This window comes from Pseudomonas sp. TUM25319, from assembly GCF_056388475.1.
This window is the reverse complement of record NZ_CM150751.1, coordinates 5,203,032-5,228,377: the sequence shown is the minus strand read 5'-3', so window position 1 is coordinate 5,228,377 and position 25,346 is coordinate 5,203,032. Positions and strand designations below refer to the sequence as shown.

Annotated in this window: 20 protein-coding genes and 3 tRNA genes; 21 read left to right on the top strand and 2 right to left on the bottom strand. The window is 64.4% G+C overall.

Going from position 1 to position 25,346, the window contains the following annotated elements; all coding sequences use genetic code 11:
• Positions 1-81 precede the first annotated feature (81 nt).
• A complete protein-coding gene (locus tag AC05QJ_RS23500; RefSeq protein WP_476743652.1) occupies positions 82-525 on the top strand; it encodes an Hsp20 family protein in 444 nt (147 codons plus the stop codon).
• 132 nt (positions 526-657) lie between these two features.
• On the opposite strand, the gene AC05QJ_RS23495 is transcribed toward AC05QJ_RS23500, so the two are convergent.
• Positions 658-3,951: a PAS domain S-box protein gene (locus tag AC05QJ_RS23495; protein ID WP_476743651.1), complete on the bottom strand. Its 3,294-nt coding sequence runs from the start codon at positions 3,949-3,951 to the stop codon at positions 658-660.
• 63 nt (positions 3,952-4,014) lie between these two features.
• Positions 4,015-4,893 carry a LysR family transcriptional regulator gene (locus tag AC05QJ_RS23490; protein WP_476743650.1) on the bottom strand — a complete coding sequence of 293 codons (879 nt, stop codon included), beginning with the start codon at positions 4,891-4,893 and terminating at the stop codon, positions 4,015-4,017.
• Positions 4,894-5,023: 130 nt separating this feature from the next.
• Here AC05QJ_RS23490 and leuC point away from each other — a divergent pair, with 130 nt between their 5' ends.
• The 20 genes from leuC (at position 5,024) to AC05QJ_RS23390 (ending at position 25,342) form a co-directional block, all read left to right on the top strand.
• Entirely contained in the window at positions 5,024-6,457 is a 1,434-nt protein-coding gene (gene leuC, locus AC05QJ_RS23485; protein WP_476743649.1) for a 3-isopropylmalate dehydratase large subunit, read from the top strand.
• Positions 6,454-7,101 (top strand): 3-isopropylmalate dehydratase small subunit, encoded by a 648-nt coding sequence (gene leuD, locus AC05QJ_RS23480; RefSeq protein ID WP_476743648.1) that lies wholly within the window; start codon positions 6,454-6,456, stop codon positions 7,099-7,101. Before leuC ends, leuD begins: the two co-directional genes overlap by 4 nt.
• Positions 7,102-7,205: 104 nt before the next feature.
• Entirely contained in the window at positions 7,206-7,970 is a 765-nt protein-coding gene (locus tag AC05QJ_RS23475) for a class I SAM-dependent methyltransferase (protein WP_476743647.1), read from the top strand.
• 63 nt (positions 7,971-8,033) lie between these two features.
• Positions 8,034-9,116, top strand: coding sequence for a 3-isopropylmalate dehydrogenase (gene leuB / locus AC05QJ_RS23470; protein ID WP_476743646.1), 1,083 nt, complete (start codon positions 8,034-8,036; stop codon positions 9,114-9,116).
• Between the two features lie 67 nt (positions 9,117-9,183).
• Positions 9,184-10,296: an aspartate-semialdehyde dehydrogenase gene (gene asd / locus AC05QJ_RS23465; RefSeq protein ID WP_316922766.1), complete on the top strand. Its 1,113-nt coding sequence runs from the start codon at positions 9,184-9,186 to the stop codon at positions 10,294-10,296.
• A 213-nt stretch (positions 10,297-10,509) separates the two neighbouring features.
• On the top strand, positions 10,510-11,520 hold the full coding sequence (locus tag AC05QJ_RS23460) for an aspartate-semialdehyde dehydrogenase (RefSeq protein ID WP_476743645.1): 1,011 nt from the start codon (positions 10,510-10,512) through the stop codon (positions 11,518-11,520).
• 171 nt (positions 11,521-11,691) lie between these two features.
• Positions 11,692-14,697: a motility hub landmark protein FimV gene (locus tag AC05QJ_RS23455; RefSeq protein WP_476743644.1), complete on the top strand. Its 3,006-nt coding sequence runs from the start codon at positions 11,692-11,694 to the stop codon at positions 14,695-14,697.
• 89 nt (positions 14,698-14,786) lie between these two features.
• The gene (gene truA, locus AC05QJ_RS23450) at positions 14,787-15,662 is read left to right on the top strand and encodes a tRNA pseudouridine(38-40) synthase TruA (RefSeq protein ID WP_476743643.1); all 876 of its coding nucleotides are present in this window, start codon (positions 14,787-14,789) and stop codon (positions 15,660-15,662) included.
• A 38-nt stretch (positions 15,663-15,700) separates the two neighbouring features.
• Positions 15,701-16,321, top strand: coding sequence for a phosphoribosylanthranilate isomerase (locus AC05QJ_RS23445; protein WP_476743642.1), 621 nt, complete (start codon positions 15,701-15,703; stop codon positions 16,319-16,321).
• A 246-nt stretch (positions 16,322-16,567) separates the two neighbouring features.
• Positions 16,568-17,488 carry an acetyl-CoA carboxylase, carboxyltransferase subunit beta gene (gene accD, locus AC05QJ_RS23440; RefSeq protein WP_476743641.1) on the top strand — a complete coding sequence of 307 codons (921 nt, stop codon included), beginning with the start codon at positions 16,568-16,570 and terminating at the stop codon, positions 17,486-17,488.
• Positions 17,485-18,792 (top strand): bifunctional tetrahydrofolate synthase/dihydrofolate synthase, encoded by a 1,308-nt coding sequence (gene folC, locus AC05QJ_RS23435; RefSeq protein WP_476743640.1) that lies wholly within the window; start codon positions 17,485-17,487, stop codon positions 18,790-18,792. Before accD ends, folC begins: the two co-directional genes overlap by 4 nt.
• The gene (locus AC05QJ_RS23430; RefSeq protein ID WP_476743639.1) at positions 18,776-19,471 is read left to right on the top strand and encodes an SPOR domain-containing protein; all 696 of its coding nucleotides are present in this window, start codon (positions 18,776-18,778) and stop codon (positions 19,469-19,471) included. The genes folC and AC05QJ_RS23430 overlap by 17 nt, the downstream gene beginning before the upstream one ends.
• Before the next feature lie 97 nt (positions 19,472-19,568).
• Entirely contained in the window at positions 19,569-20,123 is a 555-nt protein-coding gene (locus AC05QJ_RS23425; protein WP_476743638.1) for a CvpA family protein, read from the top strand.
• Positions 20,124-20,164: 41 nt separating this feature from the next.
• Positions 20,165-21,670 (top strand): amidophosphoribosyltransferase, encoded by a 1,506-nt coding sequence (gene purF / locus AC05QJ_RS23420; RefSeq protein WP_476743637.1) that lies wholly within the window; start codon positions 20,165-20,167, stop codon positions 21,668-21,670.
• Between the two features lie 17 nt (positions 21,671-21,687).
• Positions 21,688-22,899 carry an O-succinylhomoserine sulfhydrylase gene (locus tag AC05QJ_RS23415; RefSeq protein WP_476743636.1) on the top strand — a complete coding sequence of 404 codons (1,212 nt, stop codon included), beginning with the start codon at positions 21,688-21,690 and terminating at the stop codon, positions 22,897-22,899.
• Complete coding sequence (locus AC05QJ_RS23410; RefSeq protein ID WP_476743635.1) at positions 22,896-23,669, top strand: SDR family oxidoreductase; 774 nt, start codon at positions 22,896-22,898, stop codon at positions 23,667-23,669. The genes AC05QJ_RS23415 and AC05QJ_RS23410 overlap by 4 nt, the downstream gene beginning before the upstream one ends.
• A gap of 242 nt (positions 23,670-23,911) precedes the next feature.
• Positions 23,912-23,987, top strand: a tRNA-Val gene (locus AC05QJ_RS23405).
• 79 nt (positions 23,988-24,066) lie between these two features.
• Positions 24,067-24,143 (top strand) — tRNA-Asp (locus AC05QJ_RS23400).
• 99 nt (positions 24,144-24,242) lie between these two features.
• A tRNA-Asp gene (locus AC05QJ_RS23395) sits at positions 24,243-24,319 on the top strand.
• A gap of 255 nt (positions 24,320-24,574) precedes the next feature.
• The gene (locus AC05QJ_RS23390) at positions 24,575-25,342 is read left to right on the top strand and encodes a thioesterase II family protein (protein ID WP_476743634.1); all 768 of its coding nucleotides are present in this window, start codon (positions 24,575-24,577) and stop codon (positions 25,340-25,342) included.
• Positions 25,343-25,346 lie beyond the last annotated feature (4 nt).

Genomic DNA, 25,346 nt, shown 5'->3' with positions numbered 1-25,346 from the left:
GGTGGTCCACATCTTGGGAGTACGCGATGCCGAAGTCGGGTCGCGAAAACCCCAACTCGCTGATATTTCAGGAGATGTACCATGACTACCGCTTTTTCCCTGGCTCCACTGTTCCGTCATTCCGTTGGCTTCGACCGCTTCAACGACCTGTTCGAATCCGCGGCGCGTAATGAGTCGGGTAGCAGCTACCCACCCTACAACGTCGAAAAACATGGCGATGACCACTATCGAATCGTTGTTGCCGCAGCCGGCTTCCAGGAGCAGGACCTCGACCTGCAAGTGGAAAAAGGCGTGCTGACCGTCACCGGCGGCAAGCGCGACAGCAGCAATGCAAGCGTCACCTACCTGCACCAGGGCATTGCCCAGCGTGCGTTCAAGCTGTCCTTCCGTCTGGCGGACCATATCGAGGTCAAGTCGGCGGCACTGGCCAACGGCCTGCTCAGCGTCGACCTGCTGCGGGTCGTGCCGGAAGAGGCGAAGGCCAAGCGTATCCCGATCAACGGGGACAAGCCTGCGCTGAACTGACAGCGGCAGGGAAAACGGGCGCCTATCGAGGCGCCCTTTTTTTAGCTGCAAGCTGCAAGTTTCAAGAAAAAGCCGGCCTGATGCGTTCCCGCTTCTCCTTGCAGCTTGTAGCTTGCAGCTTATAGCTCGCCTTCAGTAATCCGCCGGCGCTTCCAGCAGCATCGCCCGGAACGCACTCAGTGGCAGGGGACGGCTGTGCAGATACCCTTGATACAGATGACAGCCCTGGCGCAGCAGAAACTCCAGTTGTTCGGTCAGTTCCACCCCTTCGGCAATCACTGCCAGGTCCAGGCTGCGGGCCATGGCGACGATGGCACGGACAATCTCCGCGTCGTTGGGGTCCACGGGCGCGTCCCGGACGAACGACTGATCGATTTTCAACGCATCCACCGGTAGCCGCTTCAGGTAGGTCAGCGACGAATAGCCGGTGCCGAAGTCATCCATGGCGAAGCTCACTCCCAGCGCCTTCAGTTCACGCATCTTGCTGATGGTGTCTTCGAGGTTCTGGATGACGATGCCTTCGGTGATCTCCAGCTTGAGTACGCGGTAAGGCAGGCGATAGTCATCCAGGCTGCGACGCACTCGCTCGACGAAATCGTTCTGGCGGAATTGCCGAGGACTGATGTTGACGCACAGGCTGAAGTCTTCGGCATCGATCAGGCCGTCCTGCAGCATCCGCGAGCAGGCGTCGCAGGCCTCGTCGAGGATCCAGTTGCCCACTTCGAGGATCAGGCCGCTTTCCTCCAGCACCTGGATGAACTGGCTCGGGGGCTGCTGGCCGAGCAATGGGTGATGCCAGCGCAGCAATACTTCGGCGCCGACGATGCGGTTGTCGCGGGCATCCACTTGGGGCTGGAAGTGCAAGGCCATTTCGCCGCGGGTCAGGGCCATGCGCAGATCGCTTTCCATGCGCAGCCGCTCGCTGGCGGCCTTTTGCATGGTGGTGTGGAACAGTTGCGTGGTGTTGCGTCCGGAATCCTTGGCCCGATACAGGGCGATATCGGCGCGCTTGAGCAGGTCGGCCGGCGTCGAGCCGTGGTCGGGAATCAGCGCCACGCCGATGCTCGGCGTCACCTGCAGGCGCTGGCCGTCCAGCGACATGGGCTCGGCCAGCAGTTCGCGCAGGGTGTCGGCCAGTTCGCGGACCTGCTCGGTGACTTCCTCCCGGCTGCCCTGCAGGCCGCTGAGCAGCACCACGAATTCGTCCCCGCCCAGGCGGGCGACGGTGTCTTCCATGCGCACGCTGGCTTCCAGGCGCGCCGTGATGATCTTCAGCACGGTGTCGCCCACCGGGTGGCCGAGCGAATCGTTGATGTGCTTGAAGTGGTCGAGGTCGAGGAACAGCAACGCACCGCGCAGGTTATGGCGTTTGAGCAGGGCGATCTGCTGGCTCAGGCGGTCCATCAGCAGGGCGCGGTTGGGCAGGTTGGTCAGCGGGTCGTGGTAGGCCAGGTGACGGATCTGCGCCTGGGCGTTCTTCAATTGGCTGACATCCCGGGCTGTCAGCAGCAGGCAGTCGGTTTCATTGAGGGTGATGGGCTCGACCGAGACCTCCAGGGTCAGCAACTCGCCGCGTTTGTTGCGCCCATGCATTTCACGGTGGTTGACCCGGCCGCGCTCCTGAACCTCGGCCACCAGCATCGCGTGCTGTTTGTCGTCGGCCCACACGCCCACCTCATGGGCCGTGCGCCCCAGCACTTCGCTGGCGCTGTAGCCGGTCAGGCGGCAGAAGCCGTCGTTGACCTCAAGGTAGCGACCGCTGTCGCGCTCGCTGATGGTGATGGAGTCGGGGCTGGAGTGAAACGCCTTGGCGAATTTCTCCTCGCTGGCCTTGAGCGCCGCCTCGCCACGTTGCTGCTGGGTGATGTCGCGCAGAGTGGTAACGCTGCATGTCTGCTGGTCGACCTTGATCAGGCGACTGGAAATCACACAGGTCAGAGGCTGGCCGTTCTTGTGGTTGACCACGACGGCGACGTTGTTCAGCGCCTGGTCGCGAATCACCTGCTCGATGCGCCTGGCGCGTTCCGCCGACTCGGCCCACAGGCCTATTTCCTCGGCGCTGCGGCCCAGCACCTGGTCGGCCGTCCAGCCGAAGGTCTGGGTGAAGGCCGGGTTGATCTCGATGAACTGACCGCTGTCCTGGCGGGTGACACAGATCGGGTCGGGACTGACCTGGAACAATCCGGCGAATTTTTCCTCCGAACTGATCAGGCGTTGTTCGCGCTCCACCTGGTCGGTGATGTCCAGCAGGGTGCCGGCCATGCGCAGCGGGTTGCCCTGTTCGTCGCGGTAGAGGCGGGCGCGGCTTTCCAGATAGCGCGAGCTGCCGTTGTCCAGCTGGATCCGGTAGGTGATCTGGTAATTGCCGGCCGGGCCTTCGCGCAGGCTGCGATAGGCCTGGCGCATGCTGCTGCGCTCGGCTTCGGGCACACCTTCGAAAAACGCCTCGAACGACTCGTGGAACGGCACCGGGTCCAGTCCGTGCAATTGCGCGGCGCGGGCCGAGCCGTAGAGCATGCCGCTGGGGATATGCCAGTCCCAGGTGCCCAGTTGCGCCGAGTCCAGCGCCAGGTCCAGGCGTTCCTGGCTGTCCTTGAGGGCCTGCTCGGCCCGTTTGCGCTCACTGGTATCGACGAAGGTGCTGAGCAGGCAGCGCACGCCCTCCAGCTCGATGGTCTGGGTGCAGAGAATGCCGTCATGGAGCTGCCCGCTGCGGGCGCGGAACTGCACTTCGAGAATCACCGGGCCGTTGTTGTCGCGGGTCGCCTCCAGCACCTGGTGGCGCTGGTCGGCATGGGCCCAGAGCTCCAGCTCCACGGTGGTCTTGCCGATGACCTCCTGGGCCGGCCAGCCGAGGATCTTTTCGAAGTGCTCGTTGACCTCGTGTATCAGGCCGTCGTCCCGGCGGGTCAGCAGCACCACATTGGGGCTGAGCTGGAACAGGGTGGCGAAGCGCTTTTCCGAATTGATCAGCGCCGCTTCGCGTTCGCGCTGGCGGGTGATTTCGCGGATCACGCCGATCATTTGCGGGCGGCCGTGCTTGTCCTGGGTCAGGCTGCCGTTGATTTCCAGCCAGTGCAGGCTGCCGTCGGGCCAGCGGATGCGGTGGCGCATCGCCTGCTCCAGCGGCTCGCCAGCGAGCACCCCATGAAACGCCTCGAGCGTGCGCTCGCGGTCTTCTGCGGGGAGCAGGTCGAGATAATCCAGGTCCTGGGGCAGCGGTTGCCGCGGATCATAGCCGAACAGCGCCTGGGTGCCGCGGGACCAGCTGATCTTGCCAGTCTCGACATCCCAGAACCATGCGCCGAGCTTCGCACCATTGAGGGCGGCCAGCAGTTGAGGGGCATTCTCCCAGGTCTGCTCGGATTCCTGGGGATCGGCCGCGTGGATGCGCGGCAGGCGCGGAAAACGGTGTGATTTGGACATCGATACCAGACCTTTGGCGGATACGCTTCCTTGGTACAGGCCTTCCAGGACTTTCCGGCGGCCTCAGGGTTGTCTCGCTTGGCTGTCGAGCAGTGCCATAAAGGCTCTGGCTGCGTTCGATAACGTTCGTTCCGTATGCAGAATGTAGCCTAGCTGGCGAGTCAGACTAATGCCCGGCAGAGTGACGGGCGCCACCTGGTCATCGAGCATGGTGCGTGGCAGAACGCTCCAGGCCAGGCCGATGGAAACCATCATCTTTATGGTTTCCAGATAGTTGGTGCTCATGGCGATGTTCGGCACCAGGCCCTGGGCCTCGAACAAACGCTGGACGATATGGTGCGTAAAGGTGTTTCCGCCGGGAAAAACCGCCGGATGGTGGGCAATGTCCGCCAGGCTCACCGCCGGCTTCGACGCCAGTGGGTGCTCCGGTGCGACGACGAAATCCAGTGGGTCGTCCCACACCGGTACGGCCCGAACCAGGGTGTGGGGTTCTGGCGCCAGGGTAATGACGGCAATTTCCGCGCGACCGTGGAGGATTTCTTCGTAGGCTACTTCCGAATCGAGGAACTGGATGTCCAGGGCGACGGCCGGGTATTGCCGGGTAAAGGTGCGCAGCAACGGCGGCAGGCGGTGCAGGCCGATATGGTGGCTGGTCGCCAGGGTCAGACGGCCGCTGACCTCGCCGGTCAGGTTGGTCAGGGCACGCCGTGTGTCATCCAGCACGTTGATGATCTGGTAGGCCCGCGGCAACAGGGCGCGTCCGGCCTCGGTCAGGCTGACCTCGCGACCCAGGCGATCGAACAGCCGTACATCCAGTTGTTGCTCCAGCCCGGCGATGCGTTTGCTGATGGCCGGCTGGGTCAGATGCAGGCGTTCGCCGGCCCCGGAAAAGCTGCCGGTCTCGGCGATGGCGATGAAGGCGTTGAGGTTTGCCAGATCCACGTTTTCAGATTCCCTTTGGTTATCCAAAGCATAAAAATTATGAATTTGAGTTATTCAATCTAACGCCATAGCATCAGCCGTACAAGCCAAGTGGTTATTGGCATAGAAAGACGCTGATGAGGAACGCCTGATGGCCGGCAAAACGCTTTACGACAAGCTCTGGGATTCGCACTTGGTCAAGCAGCGCGACGATGGTTCGGCGCTGATCTACATCGACCGTCACATCATCCACGAAGTGACGTCGCCGCAAGCCTTCGAAGGCCTGCGCCTGGCCGACCGCAAACCCTGGCGCATCGATGCCAACATCGCCACACCGGACCACAACGTACCGACCACGCCCGAGCGCAAGGGCGGTATCGATGCCATCGTCGACCAGGTGTCGCGCCTGCAGGTGCAGACCCTCGATGAGAACTGTGACGAGTATGGCATCACCGAATTCAAGATGAATGACGTGCGTCAGGGCATCGTCCACGTCATCAGCCCCGAGCAGGGCGCTACCTTGCCGGGCATGACCGTGGTCTGCGGCGACTCGCACACCTCGACCCACGGCGCCTTCGGCGCGTTGGCCCACGGCATCGGCACCTCCGAGGTCGAGCATGTGCTCGCCACCCAGTGCCTGGTCGCCAAGAAGATGAAAAACATGCTGGTACGCGTCGAAGGCCAATTGCCGGTCGGCGTGACCGCCAAGGACATCGTGCTCGCGGTGATCGGCAAGATCGGTACTGCCGGCGGTAACGGCCATGCCATGGAATTCGCCGGCAGCGCCATTCGCGAGCTGTCCATCGAAGGCCGCATGACCATCTGCAACATGTCCATCGAAGCCGGCGCCCGTGTCGGCCTGGTGGCCACCGACGCCAAGACCGTCGAATACGTCAAGGGCCGTCCGTACGCGCCGAAGGGCGAGCAGTGGGACCTTGCCGTCGAAGCCTGGAAAGACCTGGTGTCCGACGCCGATGCCGTGTTCGACACCGTGGTCGAACTGGACGCCGCCGACATCAAGCCACAGGTCAGCTGGGGCACCTCGCCGGAAATGGTTCTGGCGGTCGACCAGCGCGTGCCTGATCCGGCCGCCGAGAGCGACCTGGTCAAGCGTGGCTCCATCGAGCGTGCCTTGAAATACATGGGTCTGAGCGCCAACCAAGCGATCACCGATATTCAGCTCGACCGCGTGTTCATCGGTTCCTGCACCAACTCGCGCATCGAAGACCTGCGCGCCGCCGCCGAAATCGCCAAGGGCCGCAAGGTCGCCGCGACCATCAAGCAGGCCATCGTCGTGCCGGGCTCCGGCCTGGTGAAAGCCCAGGCCGAACAGGAAGGCCTGGACAAGATCTTCCTCGAAGCCGGCTTCGAGTGGCGTGAACCGGGCTGCTCCATGTGCCTGGCCATGAACCCGGACCGCCTGGAGAGCGGCGAGCATTGCGCGTCCACCTCCAACCGGAACTTCGAAGGCCGTCAGGGCGCCGGTGGTCGTACCCACCTGGTGAGCCCGGCCATGGCCGCCGCCGCCGCCGTCACCGGCCGTTTCATCGATGTACGCGAGTTGATCCAAGGGAGCGCAGCATGAAAGCCTTTACCCAGCACACCGGCCTCGTCGCTCCACTCGACCGCGCCAACGTCGACACCGACCAGATCATTCCCAAGCAGTTTTTGAAGTCGATCAAGCGCACCGGTTTCGGCCCGAACCTGTTCGACGAATGGCGCTACCTGGACGTCGGCCAGCCTTACCAGGACAACAGCAAGCGTCCGAAGAACCCGGACTTCGTCCTCAACCACGACCGCTACCAGGGCGCCAGCGTGCTGCTGGCCCGGGAAAACTTCGGTTGCGGTTCGAGCCGCGAGCACGCCCCGTGGGCGCTGGAAGAATACGGTTTCCGCAGCATCATCGCGCCGAGCTATGCCGACATCTTCTTCAACAACAGCTTCAAGAACGGCCTGCTGCCGATCATCCTCAGCGATGAGGACGTCGACGCGCTGTTCAAGCAGGTCGAAGCCGACCCGGGCTACCAGCTGACCATTGATTTGCAGGCACAGACCGTTACCCGTCCTGACGGCAAGGTCCTGAGGTTCGAAATCGATGCCTTCCGCAAGCACTGCCTGCTCAACGGTCTGGACGATATCGGCCTGACCCTGCAGGACAGCGATGCCATCGGTGCATTTGAAGCCAAGCATCGCGCCAGCCAGCCATGGTTGTTCCGCGACGCCAAATGATGTGTTGACCCCATCGCCGGCAACGCCGGCTCCCACCGTTTCAGCGTCGCCGCGGACATTGTGGGAGCTGGCCTTGCCAGCGATGAGGCCCCGGAGACTTGCAGATGACCAACAGCAGCCACAAGGACGTCGTCCAGCGCCAATTCGGCGAACAGGCCAGCGCCTACCTGAGCAGTGCCGTGCACGCCCAGGGCACTGAATTCGCCCTGCTCCAGGCCGAACTGGCCGGGCAGGGTACAGCCCGGGTGCTGGACCTGGGCTGCGGCGCGGGCCACGTCAGCTTCCATGTCGCACCGCTGGTCGCCGACGTGGTGGCCTATGACCTGTCGCAGCAGATGCTCGACGTGGTCGCTGCCAGCGCCGCCGAACGTGGCCTGGGCAATATCGTCACCGAACGCGGTGCCGCCGAGCGCCTGCCGTTCGCCGATGCCTCGTTCGATTTCGTCTTCAGCCGTTATTCGGCGCACCACTGGAGCGACCTGGGCCTGGCCCTGCGCGAAGTGCGCCGGGTGCTCAAGCCGGGCGGTGTTGCCGCCTTCATCGACGTGATGTCGCCAGGCAGCCCGCTGCTCGACACCTACCTGCAGAGTGTCGAGGTGCTGCGCGACACCAGCCATGTGCGCGACTATTCCGGGGCCGAATGGCTGCGCCAGGTCAGCGAAGCCGGGCTGTTCGTGCGTAGCCACACGCGCCAGCGCCTGCGTCTGGAATGGACCTCCTGGGTCGAGCGCATGCGCACCCCCGAGGTGATGCGCGCCGCCATCCTCCAATTGCAGCAGGCGATGGGCGAAGAAGTACGGCAGTATTACCAGATCGAAGCCGATGGCTCCTTCAGCACCGATGTCCTGGTGCTCTGGGCCGAACGCTGATCGCACACTGATTTTTCCGGTGCGCCGCGTGGGCGCGCCGCTTGGATTGAAATAGAGGAAAGCATGAGCAAGCAGATTCTGATTCTCCCGGGTGACGGCATTGGTCCTGAAATCATGGCCGAGGCCGTCAAGGTGCTGGAGCTGGCGAACGACAAGTTCCAGCTCGGCTTCAACCTGGAGCACGACGTGATCGGCGGCGCGGCCATCGACAAGCACGGCGTGCCGCTGGCCGACGAGACCCTGGAGCGCGCACGCAAGGCCGACGCCGTGCTGCTGGGCGCCGTGGGTGGTCCGAAGTGGGACAAGATCGAGCGTGACATCCGTCCTGAGCGCGGCCTGCTGAAGATCCGTTCGCAACTGGGCCTGTTCGCCAACCTGCGTCCGGCGATCCTCTACCCGCAACTGGCCGACGCCTCCTCGCTGAAGCCGGAAATCGTCTCGGGCCTGGACATCCTCATCGTTCGCGAGCTGACCGGCGGCATCTACTTCGGCGCCCCACGCGGCACCCGCGAGCTGGAAGGCGGTGAGCGCCAGTCCTACGACACCCTGCCGTACAGCGAGAGCGAAATCCGTCGCATTGCCCGCGTGGGCTTCGACATGGCCCGTGTGCGTGGCAAGAAGCTGTGCTCGGTGGACAAGGCCAACGTCCTGGCGTCCAGCCAGCTGTGGCGCGAAGTGGTCGAGGAAGTGGCCAAGGACTACCCGGACGTCGAACTGAGCCACATGTATGTCGACAACGCCGCCATGCAACTGGTGCGCGCACCGAAGCAGTTCGACGTGATGGTCACCGACAACATGTTCGGCGACATCCTGTCGGATGAGGCTTCCATGCTTACCGGTTCGATCGGCATGCTGCCTTCGGCGTCGCTGGACGCCAACAACAAGGGCATGTACGAGCCGTGCCACGGCTCCGCGCCGGACATCGCCGGCCAGGGCATCGCCAACCCGCTGGCAACCATCCTCTCGGTATCGATGATGCTGCGCTACAGCTTCAACCAGCAGGCCGCCGCCGAGGCGATCGAGAAGGCCGTGAGCCTGGTGCTGGATCAGGGACTGCGTACCGGTGACATCTGGTCCGACGGTTGCAGCAAGGTAGGGACGCAGGAAATGGGCGACGCAGTAGTCGCAGCGCTGCGGAATCTGTAATCTCTCTGGCCCGCTGCCGAAATCACAACCAGGGCAGCGGCCCACTTTTAGCGAAGGTGTAGTTGCGATGAAACGTGTAGGTCTGATCGGTTGGCGCGGAATGGTCGGTTCCGTGCTCATGCAGCGGATGCTCGAGGAGCAGGATTTCGATCTCATCGAGCCGGTGTTCTTCACCACCTCCAACGTCGGTGGCCAGGGCCCTGCAGTGGGCAAGGACATTGCTCCGCTGAAGGATGCCTACAGCATCGACGAGCTCAAGACCCTGGATGTGATCCTGACCTGCCAGGGCGGCGACTACACCAACGAGGTATTCCCCAAGCTGCGCGAAGCCGGCTGGCAGGGTTACTGGATCGATGCCGCGTCTTCCCTGCGCATGCAGGATGACGCCGTCATCGTTCTCGATCCGGTCAACCGCAAGGTCATCGACCAGCAACTGGACGCCGGCACCAAGAACTACATCGGCGGCAACTGCACCGTCAGCCTGATGCTGATGGGCCTGGGCGGCCTGTTCGAAGCCGGCCTGGTCGAGTGGATGAGCGCCATGACCTACCAGGCGGCCTCCGGTGCCGGCGCGCAGAACATGCGCGAGCTGATCCGCCAGATGGGCGCGACCCACGCTGCCGTGGCCGACGAACTGGCCAACCCGGCCAGCGCCATCCTCGACATCGACCGCAAGGTTGCCGAGGCCATGCGCAGCGAGGCCTACCCGACCGAGAACTTCGGCGTGCCGCTGGCCGGCAGCCTGATTCCGTGGATCGACAAGGAACTGCCGAACGGCCAGAGCCGCGAAGAGTGGAAAGGCCAGGCCGAGACCAACAAGATCCTCGGTCGCTTCAAGAGCCCGATCCCGGTCGATGGTATCTGCGTGCGCATCGGCGCCATGCGTTGCCATAGCCAGGCGCTGACCATCAAGCTGAACAAGGACGTGCCGCTGGCCGATATCGAAGGCATGATCAGCCAGCACAACCCGTGGGTGAAGCTGGTGCCGAACCAGCGTGATATCAGCATGCAAGAGCTCAGCCCGACCAACGTCACCGGCACCCTGAACATCCCGGTGGGCCGTCTGCGCAAGCTGAACATGGGTTCCCAGTACCTGGGCGCGTTCACTGTCGGCGACCAGCTGCTGTGGGGCGCTGCCGAGCCGCTGCGCCGCATGCTGCGGATCCTGCTGGAGCGTTGATCGTTTCGCGGTAGCCTCGAAACCCGTGCTGGAGACAGCGCGGGTTTTTTGTTTTGGCCAGATTCAAGCTGCAAGCTCAAAGCTCAAAGCTCAAAGCTGCAAGCTGCATGGCATTGACGCGAGCGGCTTTTTCTTATGGCTTGCAGCTTACAGCTTGAAGCTTCCTTCCCCTCACCAGTAAAGTGCCGCCCCCGCTTACCGGAGACCCCAGACATGACCCAGCCCATCGACATCGCCGTCATCGGCGCCACCGGCACCGTCGGTGAAACCCTTGTGCAGATCCTCGAGGAACGCGACTTCCCGGTGGGCACCCTGTACCTGCTGGCCAGCAACGAATCGGCCGGCAGTGCGGTGAGCTTCCGTGGCAAGAACCTGCGCAGCCGGGATGTCGATGACTTTGATTTCGGCAAAGTGCGCCTGGCCTTCTTCGCTGCCGGTCCATCGGTGACCCTGAGCTTCGCCCCGCGCGCCAGGGCCGCCGGCTGCGCGGTGATCGATCTGTCCGGCGCATTGCCCGCCGAGCAGGCCCCGGCGGTGGTACCGGAGGCCAATGCCGAGGTGCTGCAGTCGCTGCAGGCGCCGGTGCAGGTCCACAGTCCGAGTGCCGCCGCAGTGGCCCTGGCCGTGGCGCTGGCGCCACTGACGTCGCTGCTGACCCTGCAGCGGGTGGCGGTCACCGCGTGCGTGGCTGTCTCTGCCCAGGGCCGTGAGGCGGTAAGCGAACTGGCGCGGCAAACTGCCGAGCTGCTCAACGCCCGCCCACTGGAGCCGCGCTTCTACGACCGGCAGATGGCGTTCAACCTGCTGGCCCAGGTCGGCGCCAGCGACGAGCAGGGCCACGGCCGGCTGGAGCGTCGCCTGGTGAGCGAGTTGCGCGAACTGCTCGCCCTGCCTTTACTCAGGATTTCAGTCACCTGCGTTCAAGTCCCGGTATTTTTTGGCGATAGCTACACTGTGACGCTGAATACAAGCGAAGCGGTGGACCTGGCGGCCGTCAATGCCGCGCTGGAGGCGGCCGAGGGTGTCGAGCTGGTGGAGGAGGGCGATTACCCGACGCCGGTCGGCGATGCGGTCGGCCAGGACGTGGTGTACGTAGGACGTGTGCGCGGCGGGATCGACGAGGCTGAACAACTCAACCTCTGGCTGACCACCGACAACGTGCGCAAGGGCGCGGCGCTCAATGCCGTGCAAGTGGCCGAATTGTTGATAAAAGACTTTGTGTAAAAGATACTTGGCAACACTTTGCAAATTGTACGTTAACTATCCGAAGCAACTTTCTTACAACGTTAACGGGCAGCTCCCACATGGCTTAGGGCCATATCGGCGGTAACGGCTTCACGGCGGTTCTTCACTTCTTCTCGGTAACCGGGGAAGTTTCAAACAAAGGATGAGGTCATGCTTCGAATTCGCAAACTGGTGTTAGCAATAGCCGCGGCCTCGGCGCTGTCTTCCGGTATGGCGCATGCCCTCGGATTGGGCGAGCTGACCCTCAAGTCGGCGCAGAACCAGCCGCTGGACGCCGAGATCGAACTGCTCGATGTGCGTGACCTCACCGCTGCCGAAGTCAAGCCGAGCCTGGCGCCGGCCGACGAGTTCAGCAAGGCGGGCGTCGAACGTCAGCCGTTCCTCAACGACCTGACCTTTACCCCGGTGATCAACCCGGCGGGCAAGAGTGTCCTGAAAGTCACCTCCAGCCAGCCGCTGCCGGAGCCGATGGTCAAGTTCCTGGTCCAGGTACTCTGGCCTCAGGGCCGGTTGCTGCGCGATTACAGCCTGTTGCTCGACCCGTCCAAGTTTTCTCCCGAGGCTGCCCAGGCTGCGGGTGTGACCCCGGCCTCCAGCACGCCGGCCAACTACACCACGGTGCGCCGCGACACCCTCTGGGAAATCGCCTCGCGTTCGCGCCAGGGCGGCTCGGTGTACCAGACCATGCTGGCGATCCAGGCGCTGAACCCGGATGCCTTCATCAACGGCAACATCAACCAGCTCAAGACCGGCCAGGTCCTGCGCCTGCCGGACCAGCAACAGATCCAGAGCATTCCCCAGGCCCAGGCGGTCAAGGAAGTCAGCGACCAGTACGCCGCCTGGCGCCAGGGCCGTCGCCTTGGGCCGCAGGCGCGGCAGCTCGATGCCACCCGTCGCAGCACGGCTCAGCCCGCACCGTCCAGTGTTGCCCAGCAGGACAACCTCAAGCTGGTCGCTCCTGGTGGCCAGGGCGAGGGCAGTGACAAGGCGCTGAGCGACAAGCTGGCGATGACCCAGGAAAACCTCGATGCCAGCCGCCGCGAAAGCGACGAACTGAAAAGCCGCATGACCGACCTCCAGAGCCAGTTGGACAAGCTGCAGCGTCTGATCGACCTGAAGAACGACCAACTGGCTCGCCTCGAGGCGCAGAGTGGCATTCCCGTGCCGGCGCCGACCGAAGCACCGGTAGCGACTGCGCCGGTCATCGATGCTCAGCTGCAACCGGCGCCGGCCGTCGAGCCGGTGGTCGATCCGGCGCCCGCCGCCGTGGATACCGCGCCGCCGGCTACGCCACCTGCGGGCGCTGAGGGGGCTGTCGAGCCAGCGCCCGACGAGCAACCGGATGCCCTGGCCGGTATCCTCGGCAACCCGACGCTGCTGGCGCTGATCGCCGGTTCCGCGCTGCTGGCGCTGGCCTTGCTACTGTGGCTGCTGATGCGCAAGCGCAAGGCTCAGCAGGAGGCCGAGAAACATTTGCGCATGGCCCGCGCCCTGGCCGAAGAAACCGAGCTGGGACCTGACCTCGACCTGCCGCCAAGCAGCTTCGACGGCCTGGATATCGCGCCGCCAAGCGTCAAGCTGGCACCTGCCGTGGTAGCGGCATCTGCGGCCGAGGCCACGCCAGCCGACCAGGTGGGTGAGCCGCGGGTGGTACCGGTAGCGCCGGCAGCGCCGAAGGCCGACCCGTTCATGGCCGAAATCGATGACTGCATCGCCCATGGCCGGCTCATGCAGGCGTCCAACCTGCTGGAACCGGCGGTGGAGAAATCGCCGCAACGCAGCGACCTGCGCCTGAAGCTGATGGAAGTCTACGCACGTCAGGGCGACCGCGACGGCTTCGTCAGCCAGGAACGCAAGCTGCAGGCCAACCCGCAGAACCTCGCCGATGTCGAATCGCTCAAGAGCCGCTTCCCGACGATGGTCGCGATCGCGGCGGCCGGCGCTGCCGCCGCAACCGCCCTGGACGAGGAATTCATCCAGGACCTGATGTCGGACGAGCCGCAGCCGGAGGCCGACCTGCCGGTCGAGGATGAGCTGGACAGTGCGTTCGACCTGAGCCTGGATGACCTGGACGGCCTGGACCTGGAAACCCCGGCCGACCAGGCTGCCGTGCAGGCGGCAACCCAGGAGCCCTCGCTGGACGACCTCGATTTCGACACGCTGCTGCAGGAGCCTGCCGAGGCCTCGGCCGAGACTGCGTCGGCAGCGCAGGCCGATGCTGCCGCTGATCTGGACGACCTGGATTTCGACAGCCTGCTTCAGGAGCACACCGCCGCCCAGGCCGAGCCACAACCTGAGCCGGAGCCGCAAGCGACCCCGGAACCGGTGGTAGCGGACGACCTGGACTTCGACAGCCTGCTGCAGGAGCACACGGCGGCCCAGGCCGGATCGGAGCCGGACGTCGCCGCCGAAGACGTCCCGGTGCTCGACGACCTGGACTTCGACAGCCTGCTCCAGGAGCACGCCGCGACCCAGGCCGAGCCGGAGCCGCAGCCGGAGGCGCCGGCCGTGGCAGACGACCTGGACTTCGACAGCCTGCTGCAGGAACACACCGCCGCCCAGGCCGAACCGAAACCGGAGCCTGAGACCTTCTCGGCGCTGGACGACATGGACTTCGACGCCCTGTTCGAAGAGCCCGCCAAGCCCGAGGTCGCCGCGACCGACGATCTGGCCGACTTCGATCTGGATGTCGCCGATGATGCCCCGCAAGTGCCCACCGAGAACCGTCCACCGCTGGACATCGAGGCCGAGCTGGCAGCATTCGACAACGACCTGGGCCTGGAAGCCGACCTGCCGGACCTCGAGCTGCCGGATGACTTCGACCTGTCGCTGCCCGGTGAGTCGGACGCCGCCTCCAGGAACTTCGCCGCCGAGCTGGACGACGTCAACGCCGAGCTGGACAAGCTGTCCCAGAGCCTGGAGCAGCCTTCGCTGGAGCCGCATTTCACCGCCGAAGACGCGGCGGCACTGCCGGACGAGGGCGAGTTCGACTACCTCTCCGGCACCGACGAAGTCGCCACCAAACTCGACCTGGCCCGCGCCTACATCGACATGGGCGACCATGACGGTGCCCGCGACATCCTCGACGAGGTCTACAAAGAGGGTGACCAGGAGCAGCGCCGCGAGGCCAACGAGTTGCGCTCGAAGCTGGTCTGAGTCTCAGTCCGGCAAATCCAACGGCAGCCCGGGTGGCTGCCGTTGTCGTTATAATCCCCGCCATTGCGTAGACCGACAGGCTTTATCCCTTGGAAAACATCGACAACGCCGCCGCCGAATCGGCGGCCGCAGGCTATTTCAGAATCGCCCTGGGCGTGGAGTACAAAGGCTCCCGCTATCGTGGCTGGCAGCGCCAGGAAGACGGTGTGCCCAGCGTCCAGCAGACCCTGGAGAACGCCCTGTCGAAAGTGGCCGCCTCGCCGGTGTCGCTGCACTGCGCCGGGCGTACCGATGCCGGCGTCCATGCCAGCGGCCAGGTGGTGCATTTCGACACCCGTGCAGTGCGCAGCGCCAAGGCCTGGGTCATGGGCGCCAACAGCCATCTGCCTCACGACGTCAGCGTCACCTGGGCCCAGGAAATGCCGGCGCATTTCCACGCCCGGTTCAAGGCCTGCGCACGGCGCTACCGCTACGTGATCTACAACGACCAGATCCGGCCGGCGCACCTGGGCGACCAGGTCACCTGGAACCATCGGCCGCTGGATATCGAGCGCATGGCCGAGGCGGCGGCCTATCTAGTCGGCACACACGACTTCAGCGCCTTCCGCGCCGGCCAGTGCCAGGCCAAGTCGCCGATCAAGCAGATCCATCACCTGCGCGTCACCCGCCACGGCAAGATGATCGTGCTGGACATCCGCGCCAGTGCGTTCCTGCACCACATGGTGCGCAACATCGCTGGCGTACTGATGACCATCGGTGCCGGCGAGCGTCCGGTGGAGTGGGCCAAGGAAGTGCTGGACAGCCTCGACCGCCGCGTCGGTGCTGCCACCGCCCACCCGTTCGGGCTGTATCTGGTGCAGGTCGAGTACCCGGAAACGTACGAACTGCCTGCGCGTTTCATCGGGCCGCATTTCCTTACCGGTTTCGAGTCGCTGGCGGCTGACGACCCGGTGGTCATTTGCTAACATCCGGGACTTTCGGGTTCATCAGGGGTTCGCTGGCCATGTCTGCCGTTCGCAGCAAGATCTGCGGTATTACTCGCGTGGAAGACGCGCTGGCCGCGGCCCGGGCGGGGGCTGACGCCATCGGCCTGGTGTTCTATGCCAAGAGCCCGCGGGCGGTGAATGTGCAGCAGGCGCGGGAAATCATCGCCGCCTTGCCGCCGTTCGTGACCACCGTGGGCCTGTTCGTCAACGCCAGCCGCTGCGAGCTCAACGAAATCCTCGAAGCGGTGCCACTGGACCTGCTGCAGTTCCACGGCGACGAAACCCCGGCCGACTGCGACGGTTACAACCGCCCCTGGATCAAGGCACTGCGGGTGCGTCCCGGCGACGACCTGGAAGCCAGCTGCAAGCTGTACGCCAAGGCCAGCGGCATTCTGCTCGACACCTACGTGGCCGGTGTGCCCGGAGGTACCGGCGAAGCCTTCGACTGGTCGCTGGTGCCCGCCCATCTGAGCAAGCCCGTCATCCTCGCTGGCGGCCTGTCGCCGGACAACGTCGGTGCGGCCATTGCCCAGGTGCGGCCCTATGCAGTGGACGTCAGCGGCGGGGTGGAGCAGGCCAAGGGCATCAAGGACGAAACGCGGATCGAGGCATTCCTCGAAGCGGTGCGGCGCGCGTGATGTGCGTCGATGTGACGGCGGCCGGCAAGGCATCGTCCATAGCTTTCGCAGCCCATTGCTGCCCGGCGAGGCCCGAGGGCCCGCCACACGAATTGACGACCGGTCGCTTATCGCACAGGCCAGCGCACTCAGCGCGCCAGCGGGGGCGGGCGGTCTTCGCGACCTACACGAATTTTTGAAGCTCAAGGGCATACGCGCGACCCGGCACACATTGCCTGCCGGCCGCCGCTACTGGAGAAATAAAGCATGAGCAACTGGTTAGTAGACAAACTGATCCCATCGATCATGCGTTCCGAGGTGAAGAAGAGTTCGGTTCCCGAAGGCCTGTGGCACAAGTGCCCGTCCTGCGAAGCCGTGCTTTATCGTCCGGAACTGGAAAAGACCCTGGACGTCTGCCCCAAGTGCAACCACCACATGCGTATCGGCGCCCGCGCGCGCCTGAACATCTTCCTCGATCCGGAAGGCCGTAACGAGCTGGGCGCCGAGCTGGAGCCGGTCGACCGCCTGAAGTTCCGCGACGGCAAGAAGTACAAGGATCGCCTCGCCGCAGCACAGAAGCAGATCGGCGAGAAAGATGCCCTGATCTCCATGAGCGGCACCCTGATGGGCATGCCGATCGTGGTCAGCGCCTTCGAATTCTCCTTCATGGGCGGCTCCATGGGCGCCATCGTCGGCGAGCGCTTCGTCCGCGCTGCCAACTACGCCCTGGAAAACCGCTGCCCGATGGTCTGCTTCTCCGCTTCCGGCGGTGCGCGCATGCAGGAAGCGCTGATTTCCCTGATGCAGATGGCCAAGACCTCCGCCGCCCTGGCGCGCCTGCGCGAAGAAGGCATCCCGTTCATTTCCGTGCTGACCGACCCGGTCTACGGCGGCGTTTCCGCCAGCCTGGCGATGCTCGGCGACGTGATCGTCGGTGAGCCCAAGGCCCTGATCGGCTTCGCCGGCCCGCGCGTGATCGAGCAGACCGTGCGCGAGAAACTGCCGGAAGGCTTCCAGCGCAGCGAGTTCCTGCTGGAGCACGGCGCCATCGACATGATCATTTCCCGCCATGAACTGCGTGACCGCCTGAGCAAGCTGCTGGCGCAGATGATGGGCCTGCCGACGCCGAAATTCGTGCCTTCGGCCGTTGACGCGGTTGTCGTGCCTCCGGCGCCTGCCACCGTATGACCCAACGTACCCTTGGCGACTGGCTCGCCTACCTCGAGCAGTTGCACCCGTCGGCCATCGACATGGGCCTTGAACGTTCCCAACAGGTTGCAGCACGGCTCGGGGCCGGCAGGCCAGCGCCTCGGGTAGTGACCGTTACCGGTACCAACGGCAAGGGCTCCACCTGCGCCTTCATCGCTGCGCTGCTCAAGGCGCAGGGGCTGAAGGTCGGTGTCTACAGCTCGCCGCACCTGCTGCGCTACAACGAGCGGGTGCAGATCGATGGCCTCGAAGCCACCGACGAGCAACTCTGCGAAGCCTTCGCGGCGGTGGAAGCCGCCCGCGGCGACACCTCCCTGACCTACTTCGAAATGGGCACCTTGGCGGCCTTCTGGCTGTTCAGCCGTTCGGCGCTGGACGCCGTGGTGCTGGAAGTCGGCCTGGGCGGGCGGCTGGATGCGGTCAACCTGGTGGACGCCGATCTGGCCGTGGTCACCAGCATCGGCGTCGATCACGCCGACTGGCTGGGCAATACCCGCGAATCCGTGGCGTTCGAGAAGGCCGGCATCTTCCGTCAGGGCAAACCGGCGCTGTGCGGCGACCTCAATCCGCCACAACCGCTGCTGGACAAGGCCCGCGAGCTGAACTGCCCGTTCTTCCTGCGCGGTCGCGACTTTGATCTGGCCTACACCGAGCAACGCTGGCAATGGCGCGGTGTCGACGCCCGCGGTGCGGTGGTCGAGTTGCGCGACCTGCCGCTGCTCGACCTGCCAATGGAAAACGCCGCGCTGGCGCTTCAGGCCTATCTGCTGATGGATCTGCCGTGGGATGCGGCACTGATCGCCCAGGCGCTCCAGGCTGCACGGATCGTCGGCCGCCTGGACCGTCGCCAGTTCGTCTGGAACGGCAAGCGCCTGAATATCCTTCTCGATGTCGGCCACAACCCCCATGCCGCGGAATATCTGGCCGAGCGCCTGGCTGCCCGTCCGCTGGCCGGTCAGCGCCTGGCGGTATTCGGTCTGCTGTCCGACAAGGACCTGGACGGTGTGATTCAGCCCCTGTTGTCTCAAGTCCGTCACTGGGCGGTCGCTACACTGGATACTGCGCGCAGCCGTCCGGCAGCGGAGTTGCAGGCGGCGCTGGAGAACCTTGGTGCTCCGGTGCAGTCATACTCCAGCGTCGCACAGGCCCTGGAAGGGCAGTGCGCGCAGGCGACGGCGGACGATGAGATCCTGCTGTTCGGATCATTTTTCTGTGTCGGCGAGGCGCTGCAATGGCTGAACCGGCAGACCCAGGAGGAAGGGGCCAATGGCGGGGCTGGATAAAGTCATCAAGCAACGGATGGTCGGTGCGCTGGTGCTGGTGGCACTGGCGGTGATTTTCCTGCCGATGCTGTTCACCAAGGAAGACGAGCTGCGCCAGGTGCACGTCGAGGCGCCGCAGGCGCCGGCGGTCCCGGCGTTGCCGCAGGTTCAGGTCGAGCCCGTGCAGGTACCGGAACCCCAGGTGATTCCCGAGGACAACCTCGCGGCCCAGCCGCAGACGCCACCGAGCACGCCTATCGCGCCGGCACCTTCGGCTCCGGTAGCGGCTGCACCGAGCCCGGCGCCCGCGGCGGAAGCGGCAGCCAGGCCGGCAACCCCGGCCCCGGCCAGCAAGCCGGCTGCAGTGCCCGCACCGACGGTTGCCACGGCACCGGCGGCGAGCAAGCCGGTGGCACAGGCCCCGGCCGCAGCCCCGGCCAACAAGGTCGACGGCAATGGCCTGCCGGTGAGCTGGTCGGTGCAACTGGCCAGCCTGTCCAACCGCGCCAGTGCCGACACGCTGCAGAAAACCCTGCGTGGCCAGGGCTACAACGCCTATATCCGTTCGTCCGACGGGATGAACCGGGTCTTCGTCGGGCCGGTGATCGACCGTGCCGAGGCCGAGCGCCTGCGCGATGTCATCAGCCGCCAGCAGAAACTCAAGGGTTTCGTGGTGCGCTTCCAGCCTGAGCGTGGCTGAACCCGCCGTCCGGCGCTGTCCGGACGGCAAATCATCGCTTACCCCCGGCCCTTCGCTCTGCTAAAATGCGCCGCCTCAACCGTTTGCAGGCAACACCGTGGCTTTTACCTGGGTCGACTGGGCGATTCTCGCGATCATCGCCATTTCTGCACTGATCAGTCTCAAGCGCGGCTTCGTCAAGGAAGCCTTGTCACTGCTCACCTGGATCATCGCCGGCGCCGTCGCCTGGATGTTCGGGGGCGCCGCGTCGCAGTACCTCGAAGGCTATATCCAGACGCCTTCCGCCCGTGTGATTGCCGGTTGCGCCATTATTTTCGTCGCCACCCTGCTGGTGGGGGCAATGATCAACTTTCTCATCGGCGAACTGATTCGCGTCACCGGGCTGTCCGGGACCGATCGCTTCCTGGGCATGGCCTTCGGTGCCGCCCGCGGGGCCTTGCTGGTGGTGGTAGCGGTCGGGCTGCTGAGCCTGGGCCCGGTACAACAGGATCCGTGGTGGCAGGAGTCGCGACTCTTGCCACAATTTCTATTGGTGGCCGACTGGTCGAAGAACCTGATTCTCGGGTTCACCAGCCAGTGGCTAGCCAGCGGGATCAGCGCACCCGCTGATCTCCCGTTCAAGGAACAGCTCCTCGGCCCTAAAACGCCTTGAGCGCTGTTCAGTCCAGTTTCATTAAGTAGGGGTTGCGTCGCATGTGTGGCATCGTCGGTATCGTCGGTAAGTCGAACGTCAATCAGGCGCTGTATGACGCGCTAACGGTCCTCCAGCACCGCGGCCAGGACGCTGCCGGTATTGTGACCAGCCATGATGGCCGGTTATTCCTGCGCAAGGACAACGGCCTGGTCCGTGACGTCTTCCAGCAGCGCCATATGCAGCGCCTGGTCGGTCACATGGGCATCGGCCACGTGCGCTACCCAACCGCAGGCAGCTCGACTTCGGCCGAGGCCCAGCCGTTCTACGTCAACTCGCCGTACGGCATCACCCTGGCGCACAACGGCAACCTGACCAACGTCGAACAGCTGGCCAAGGAGATCTACGAGTCCGACCTGCGTCACGTCAACACCAACTCCGACTCGGAAGTCCTGCTCAACGTCTTCGCCCATGAGCTGGCGGTGCGTGGCAAGCTGCAACCGACCGAGGAAGACGTGTTCGCTGCCGTCACCGACGTGCACAACCGCTGCGTTGGCGGCTACGCCGTGGTGGCGATGATCACTGGCTACGGCATCGTCGGCTTCCGCGACCCGAACGGCATCCGCCCGATCGTCTTCGGCCAGCGTCACACCGACGAAGGCGTCGAGTACATGATCGCTTCCGAAAGCGTTTCCCTGGACGTGCTCGGCTTCACCCTGATCCGCGACCTGGCGCCGGGCGAAGCGGTCTACATCACTGAAGAGGGCAAGCTGCACACCCGTCAGTGCGCGGCCAACCCGAAACTCTCGCCGTGCATCTTCGAGCACGTCTACCTGGCCCGTCCCGATTCGATCATCGACGGCGTGTCGGTGTACAAGGCGCGCCTGCGCATGGGCGAGAAGCTGGCCGAGAAGATCCAGCGCGAGCGTCCGGACCACGACATCGACGTGGTCATCCCGATTCCCGACACCAGCCGGACCGCCGCCCTCGAGCTGGCCAACCACCTGGGCGTCAAGTTCCGCGAAGGTTTCGTCAAGAACCGCTACATCGGCCGTACCTTCATCATGCCGGGCCAGGCGGCGCGCAAGAAATCCGTGCGCCAGAAGCTCAATGCCATCGAACTCGAATTCCGTGGCAAGAACGTGATGCTGGTGGACGACTCCATCGTGCGCGGCACCACCTGCAAGCAGATCATCCAGATGGCCCGCGAAGCCGGCGCGAAGAACGTGTACTTCTGTTCCGCAGCCCCGGCCGTGCGTTTCCCCAACGTCTACGGCATCGACATGCCGAGCGCCCACGAGCTGATCGCCCACAACCGCAGCACCCAGGACGTCGCCGACCTGATCGGCGCCGACTGGCTGGTCTACCAGGACCTGCCTGACCTGATCGAAGCGGTGGGCGGCGGCAAGATCAAGATCGAGCACTTCGACTGCGCGGTATTCGACGGCCAGTACGTCACCGGCGACGTCGACGAAGCCTATCTGGATCGCATCGAACGGGCCCGCAACGACCTCGCCAAGGCCAAGAACCAGGCGGTCAGCGCGATCATCGACCTTCACAACAACTGATAGAGGGGAGCAACGGCATGACACAGGAATGGGATGCCGGGCGCCTGGACAGCGACCTCGAAGGGGTCGCTTTCGATACGCTGGCGGTACGCGCCGGCCAGCATCGCACGCCGGAAGGTGAGCACAGCGACCCGCTGTTCTTCACCTCCAGCTACGTGTTCCGTACCGCGGCCGATGCCGCGGCGCGGTTCGCAGGCGAAGTTCCAGGCAATGTCTATTCGCGTTACACCAACCCGACCGTCCGGGCCTTCGAGGAGCGCATCGCCGCCCTGGAAAGCGCCGAGCAGGCGGTCGCCACGTCCACCGGCATGGCCGCGATCCTGTCCACGGTAATGGCGCTGTGCAGCGCCGGCGACCATGTACTGGTTTCGCAGAGCGTGTTCGGTTCGACCATCAGCCTGTTCGAGAAGTACTTCAAGCGCTTCGGCGTGCAGGTCGACTACGTGCCGCTGGCCGACCTGTCGGCCTGGGAGCAGGCGATCAAGGCCAACACCAAGCTGTTGTTCGTCGAATCGCCGTCCAACCCGCTGGCCGAACTGGTGGACATCGCTGAACTCGCCGAGATCGCCCACGCCAAGGGCGCCATGCTGGTGGTGGACAACTGCTTCAGCACCCCGGCGCTGCAGCAGCCGCTGAAACTGGGCGCGGACATCGTCGTGCACTCGGCCACCAAGTTCATCGACGGCCAGGGCCGTTGCATGGGCGGCGTGGTGGCCGGTCGCAGCGAGCAGATGAAAGAAGTGGTGGGCTTCCTGCGCACCGCCGGTCCGTCGCTGAGCCCGTTCAACGCCTGGATCTTCCTCAAGGGTCTCGAAACCCTGAACCTGCGCATGCGCGCCCACTGCGCCAATGCCCAGGCCCTGGCCGAGTGGCTGGAGCAGCAGGACGGCATCGAGAAGGTTCACTACGCCGGGCTTCAGAGCCATCCGCAGCACGAACTGGCCAAGCGCCAGATGAAGGGCTTCGGTGCGGTGGTGAGCTTCGAGGTCAAGGGTGGCAAGGACGGCGCATGGCGTTTCATCGACGCGACCCGCCTGATCTCCATCACCGCCAACCTCGGCGACAGCAAGACCACCATCACCCACCCGGGCACCACCTCCCACGGCCGTCTGTCGCCGCAGGAGCGTGAAGCCGCCGGCATCCGCGACAGCCTGATCCGTGTCGCCGTGGGCCTGGAAGACGTGGTCGACCTGCAGAACGACCTCGCACGCGGGCTGGCCGCGCTGTGATCGACTGGTCGGTTGCCGACAGCAACCACAATGGTCGCGTGGCGCTGGTTACCGGCGCCGCCCGCGGCATTGGCCTGGGCATCGCCGCCTGGCTGATTGCCGAGGGCTGGCAAGTGGTCCTGACCGACCTTGACCGTGTGCGCGGGGCCAAGGTCGCCAAGGTGCTGGGCGACAACGCCTGGTTCGTCGGCATGGATGTCGCCGACGAGAACCAGGTGTCGACCGGTGTGGCCGAGGTCCTCGGCCAGTTCGGTCGCCTGGATGCATTGGTGTGCAACGCGGCGATTGCCGACCCGCACAACACCACCCTCGAAAGCCTCAGCCTCGCTCACTGGAACCGTGTACTGGCGGTCAACCTGAGCGGGCCGATGTTGCTGGCCAAGCATTGCGCGCCTTACCTGCGCGCCCATTGCGGGGCCATCGTTAACCTGACCTCGACCCGTGCCGGCCAGTCCGAGCCAGACACCGAAGCCTACGCGGCGAGCAAGGGCGGACTGTTGGCGCTGACTCACGCCCTGGCCATGAGCCTGGGCCCGGAGATCCGCGTCAATGCCGTCAGCCCTGGCTGGATCGACGCCCGTGATCCTTCCGTGCGCCGTGCCGAACCGTTGAGTGAAGCCGACCATGCCCAGCATCCGGCGGGCAGGGTAGGGACGGTGGAGGACGTGGCGGCCACGGTATCGTGGTTGCTGTCGAAGAATGCCGGGTTCGTCACGGGCCAGGAGTTCGTCGTCGACGGTGGCATGACCAAGAAGATGATCTATCGGTAGTTGCAAGCTCCAAGCTCCAAGCGGTACGCGATACGCGATACGCCTAGCTTTTGCTTTTGCTTCTTCTTGCAGCTTGAAGCTTGCAGCTTGCAACTCAAAAGCACCTTTTTGAAAAAAACTTCAACGGGGCTATTGACTTAGGTTCGTTACCTGCGTAAATTTCGCGGCCTCAGCGAAGCAAACGTAACAAAGCAGAAACACAGCGAAAGCGGTGAATCAGAAAAGTTAGGTTTGACGAGATTGGGTGATTAGCTCAGCCGGGAGAGCATCTGCCTTACAAGCAGAGGGTCGGCGGTTCGATCCCGTCATCACCCACCACTTCCTGAGAAGTTCCTGACCCGGGTCGATTCGAAAGAAACGGCTCACCAGAGAGGAACAGGACGCAAGTCCACATCGCGCAGCGGTAGTTCAGTCGGTTAGAATACCGGCCTGTCACGCCGGGGGTCGCGGGTTCGAGTCCCGTCCGCTGCGCCACTTTTCTCCAGATCGGTTTAATTACCGGTTTGAGGTCCGAAGGTACCGAAGCCTTCAGGCCAGATCCCAGTTTCAAACGGACGCAAGTCTGTGAGATACGCAGCGGTAGTTCAGTCGGTTAGAATACCGGCCTGTCACGCCGGGGGTCGCGGGTTCGAGTCCCGTCCGCTGCGCCATACTCGCCTCGAGGCCCTTGAACTCCTCGAAGCAACGAAGAAAGCGACCTTAGGGTCGCTTTTTTCGTTTCTGTCGTTTGTGTTTTCCCTCTGACGCTCTCGGGGCCCTCATCGCCGGCAACGCCGGCTCCCACAGGTGGTTGAGCCTGTCCTGTCCGCAGATGCGACTAATTATTTCTACACCCCATCCGTTCTTTTGGGAGACAAGCCCGGCCGTTGTCATGGCCGGGGCGTGCACCCACAGGAAAACGACAAATGGGCATCCCTCGCGAAGCATCCGGCCTGACCCTGTTCTGCCTGCCTTACTCCGGCGCCAGCGCCATGTGCTACAGCCCCTGGCGGCAGAAGCTGCCGACCTGGCTGAACGTCCGGCCGCTCGAACTGCCTGGCCGTGGCCGGCGCATGGACGAGCCGCTGCACACCGACATCGTGCGCCTGGCCAACGTCCTGGCCGACGAGATCAGCGTCGAACTTGATCGCCCCTACGCCCTGTTCGGCCACAGCCTCGGTGGCCTGCTGGCCTTCGAACTGGCCCACGTCCTGCGCGAGCGCGGCCTGCCGTCGCCGCTGGCGCTGTTCACCTCGGCCACCGCCGGCCCCGCCCGCCGCGATGTCAGCGAATACGCCATCGAGAAAAGCGACGACGAACTGATCGCGCGCCTGCGCGAACTCGGCGGCACCAGTGAAAGCGTGATCGCCAACCAGGAACTGCTGGAACTGGTGCTGCCGATCCTGCGGGCCGACTTCCTGCTCTGCGGCAGTTTCATCTATGGCCGCCGCGAGCCGCTGGCGGTGCCGATCCATGTGTTCGGCGGCAAGCGCGACACGGTCAAGGTCGAGGAACTGCTGGACTGGCAGGAAGAGACCAGCACCGGCTTCTCCCTCGACATGTTCGAAGGCCATCACTTCTACCTGATCGACGAACAGGCGCAACTGCTGCGCCAGTTGCGCCGCTATGCCGACCAGCACCTGACCTGCTGGCGCAATCGCCAGGCCCGGCAACCGGCCCTGGCGGCCGGCTGAGACC

Bases quoted from the DNA above. Each gene is read 5' to 3' on its own strand.
- AC05QJ_RS23390 (WP_476743634.1), top strand. From the start codon at position 24,575: ATGGGCATCCCTCGCGAAGCATCCGGCCTGACCCTGTTCTGCCTGCCT.
- AC05QJ_RS23460 (WP_476743645.1), top strand. From the start codon at position 10,510: ATGACCCAGCCCATCGACATCGCCGTCATCGGCGCCACCGGCACCGTC.
- leuD (WP_476743648.1), top strand. From the start codon at position 6,454: ATGAAAGCCTTTACCCAGCACACCGGCCTCGTCGCTCCACTCGACCGC.
- purF (WP_476743637.1), top strand. From the start codon at position 20,165: ATGTGTGGCATCGTCGGTATCGTCGGTAAGTCGAACGTCAATCAGGCG.
- AC05QJ_RS23500 (WP_476743652.1), top strand. From the start codon at position 82: ATGACTACCGCTTTTTCCCTGGCTCCACTGTTCCGTCATTCCGTTGGC.
- AC05QJ_RS23445 (WP_476743642.1), top strand. From the start codon at position 15,701: ATGTCTGCCGTTCGCAGCAAGATCTGCGGTATTACTCGCGTGGAAGAC.
- accD (WP_476743641.1), top strand. From the start codon at position 16,568: ATGAGCAACTGGTTAGTAGACAAACTGATCCCATCGATCATGCGTTCC.
- asd (WP_316922766.1), top strand. From the start codon at position 9,184: ATGAAACGTGTAGGTCTGATCGGTTGGCGCGGAATGGTCGGTTCCGTG.
- AC05QJ_RS23455 (WP_476743644.1), top strand. From the start codon at position 11,692: ATGCTTCGAATTCGCAAACTGGTGTTAGCAATAGCCGCGGCCTCGGCG.
- AC05QJ_RS23495 (WP_476743651.1), bottom strand. From the start codon at position 3,951: ATGTCCAAATCACACCGTTTTCCGCGCCTGCCGCGCATCCACGCGGCC.
- AC05QJ_RS23430 (WP_476743639.1), top strand. From the start codon at position 18,776: ATGGCGGGGCTGGATAAAGTCATCAAGCAACGGATGGTCGGTGCGCTG.
- AC05QJ_RS23415 (WP_476743636.1), top strand. From the start codon at position 21,688: ATGACACAGGAATGGGATGCCGGGCGCCTGGACAGCGACCTCGAAGGG.
- AC05QJ_RS23475 (WP_476743647.1), top strand. From the start codon at position 7,206: ATGACCAACAGCAGCCACAAGGACGTCGTCCAGCGCCAATTCGGCGAA.
- leuB (WP_476743646.1), top strand. From the start codon at position 8,034: ATGAGCAAGCAGATTCTGATTCTCCCGGGTGACGGCATTGGTCCTGAA.
- folC (WP_476743640.1), top strand. From the start codon at position 17,485: ATGACCCAACGTACCCTTGGCGACTGGCTCGCCTACCTCGAGCAGTTG.
- leuC (WP_476743649.1), top strand. From the start codon at position 5,024: ATGGCCGGCAAAACGCTTTACGACAAGCTCTGGGATTCGCACTTGGTC.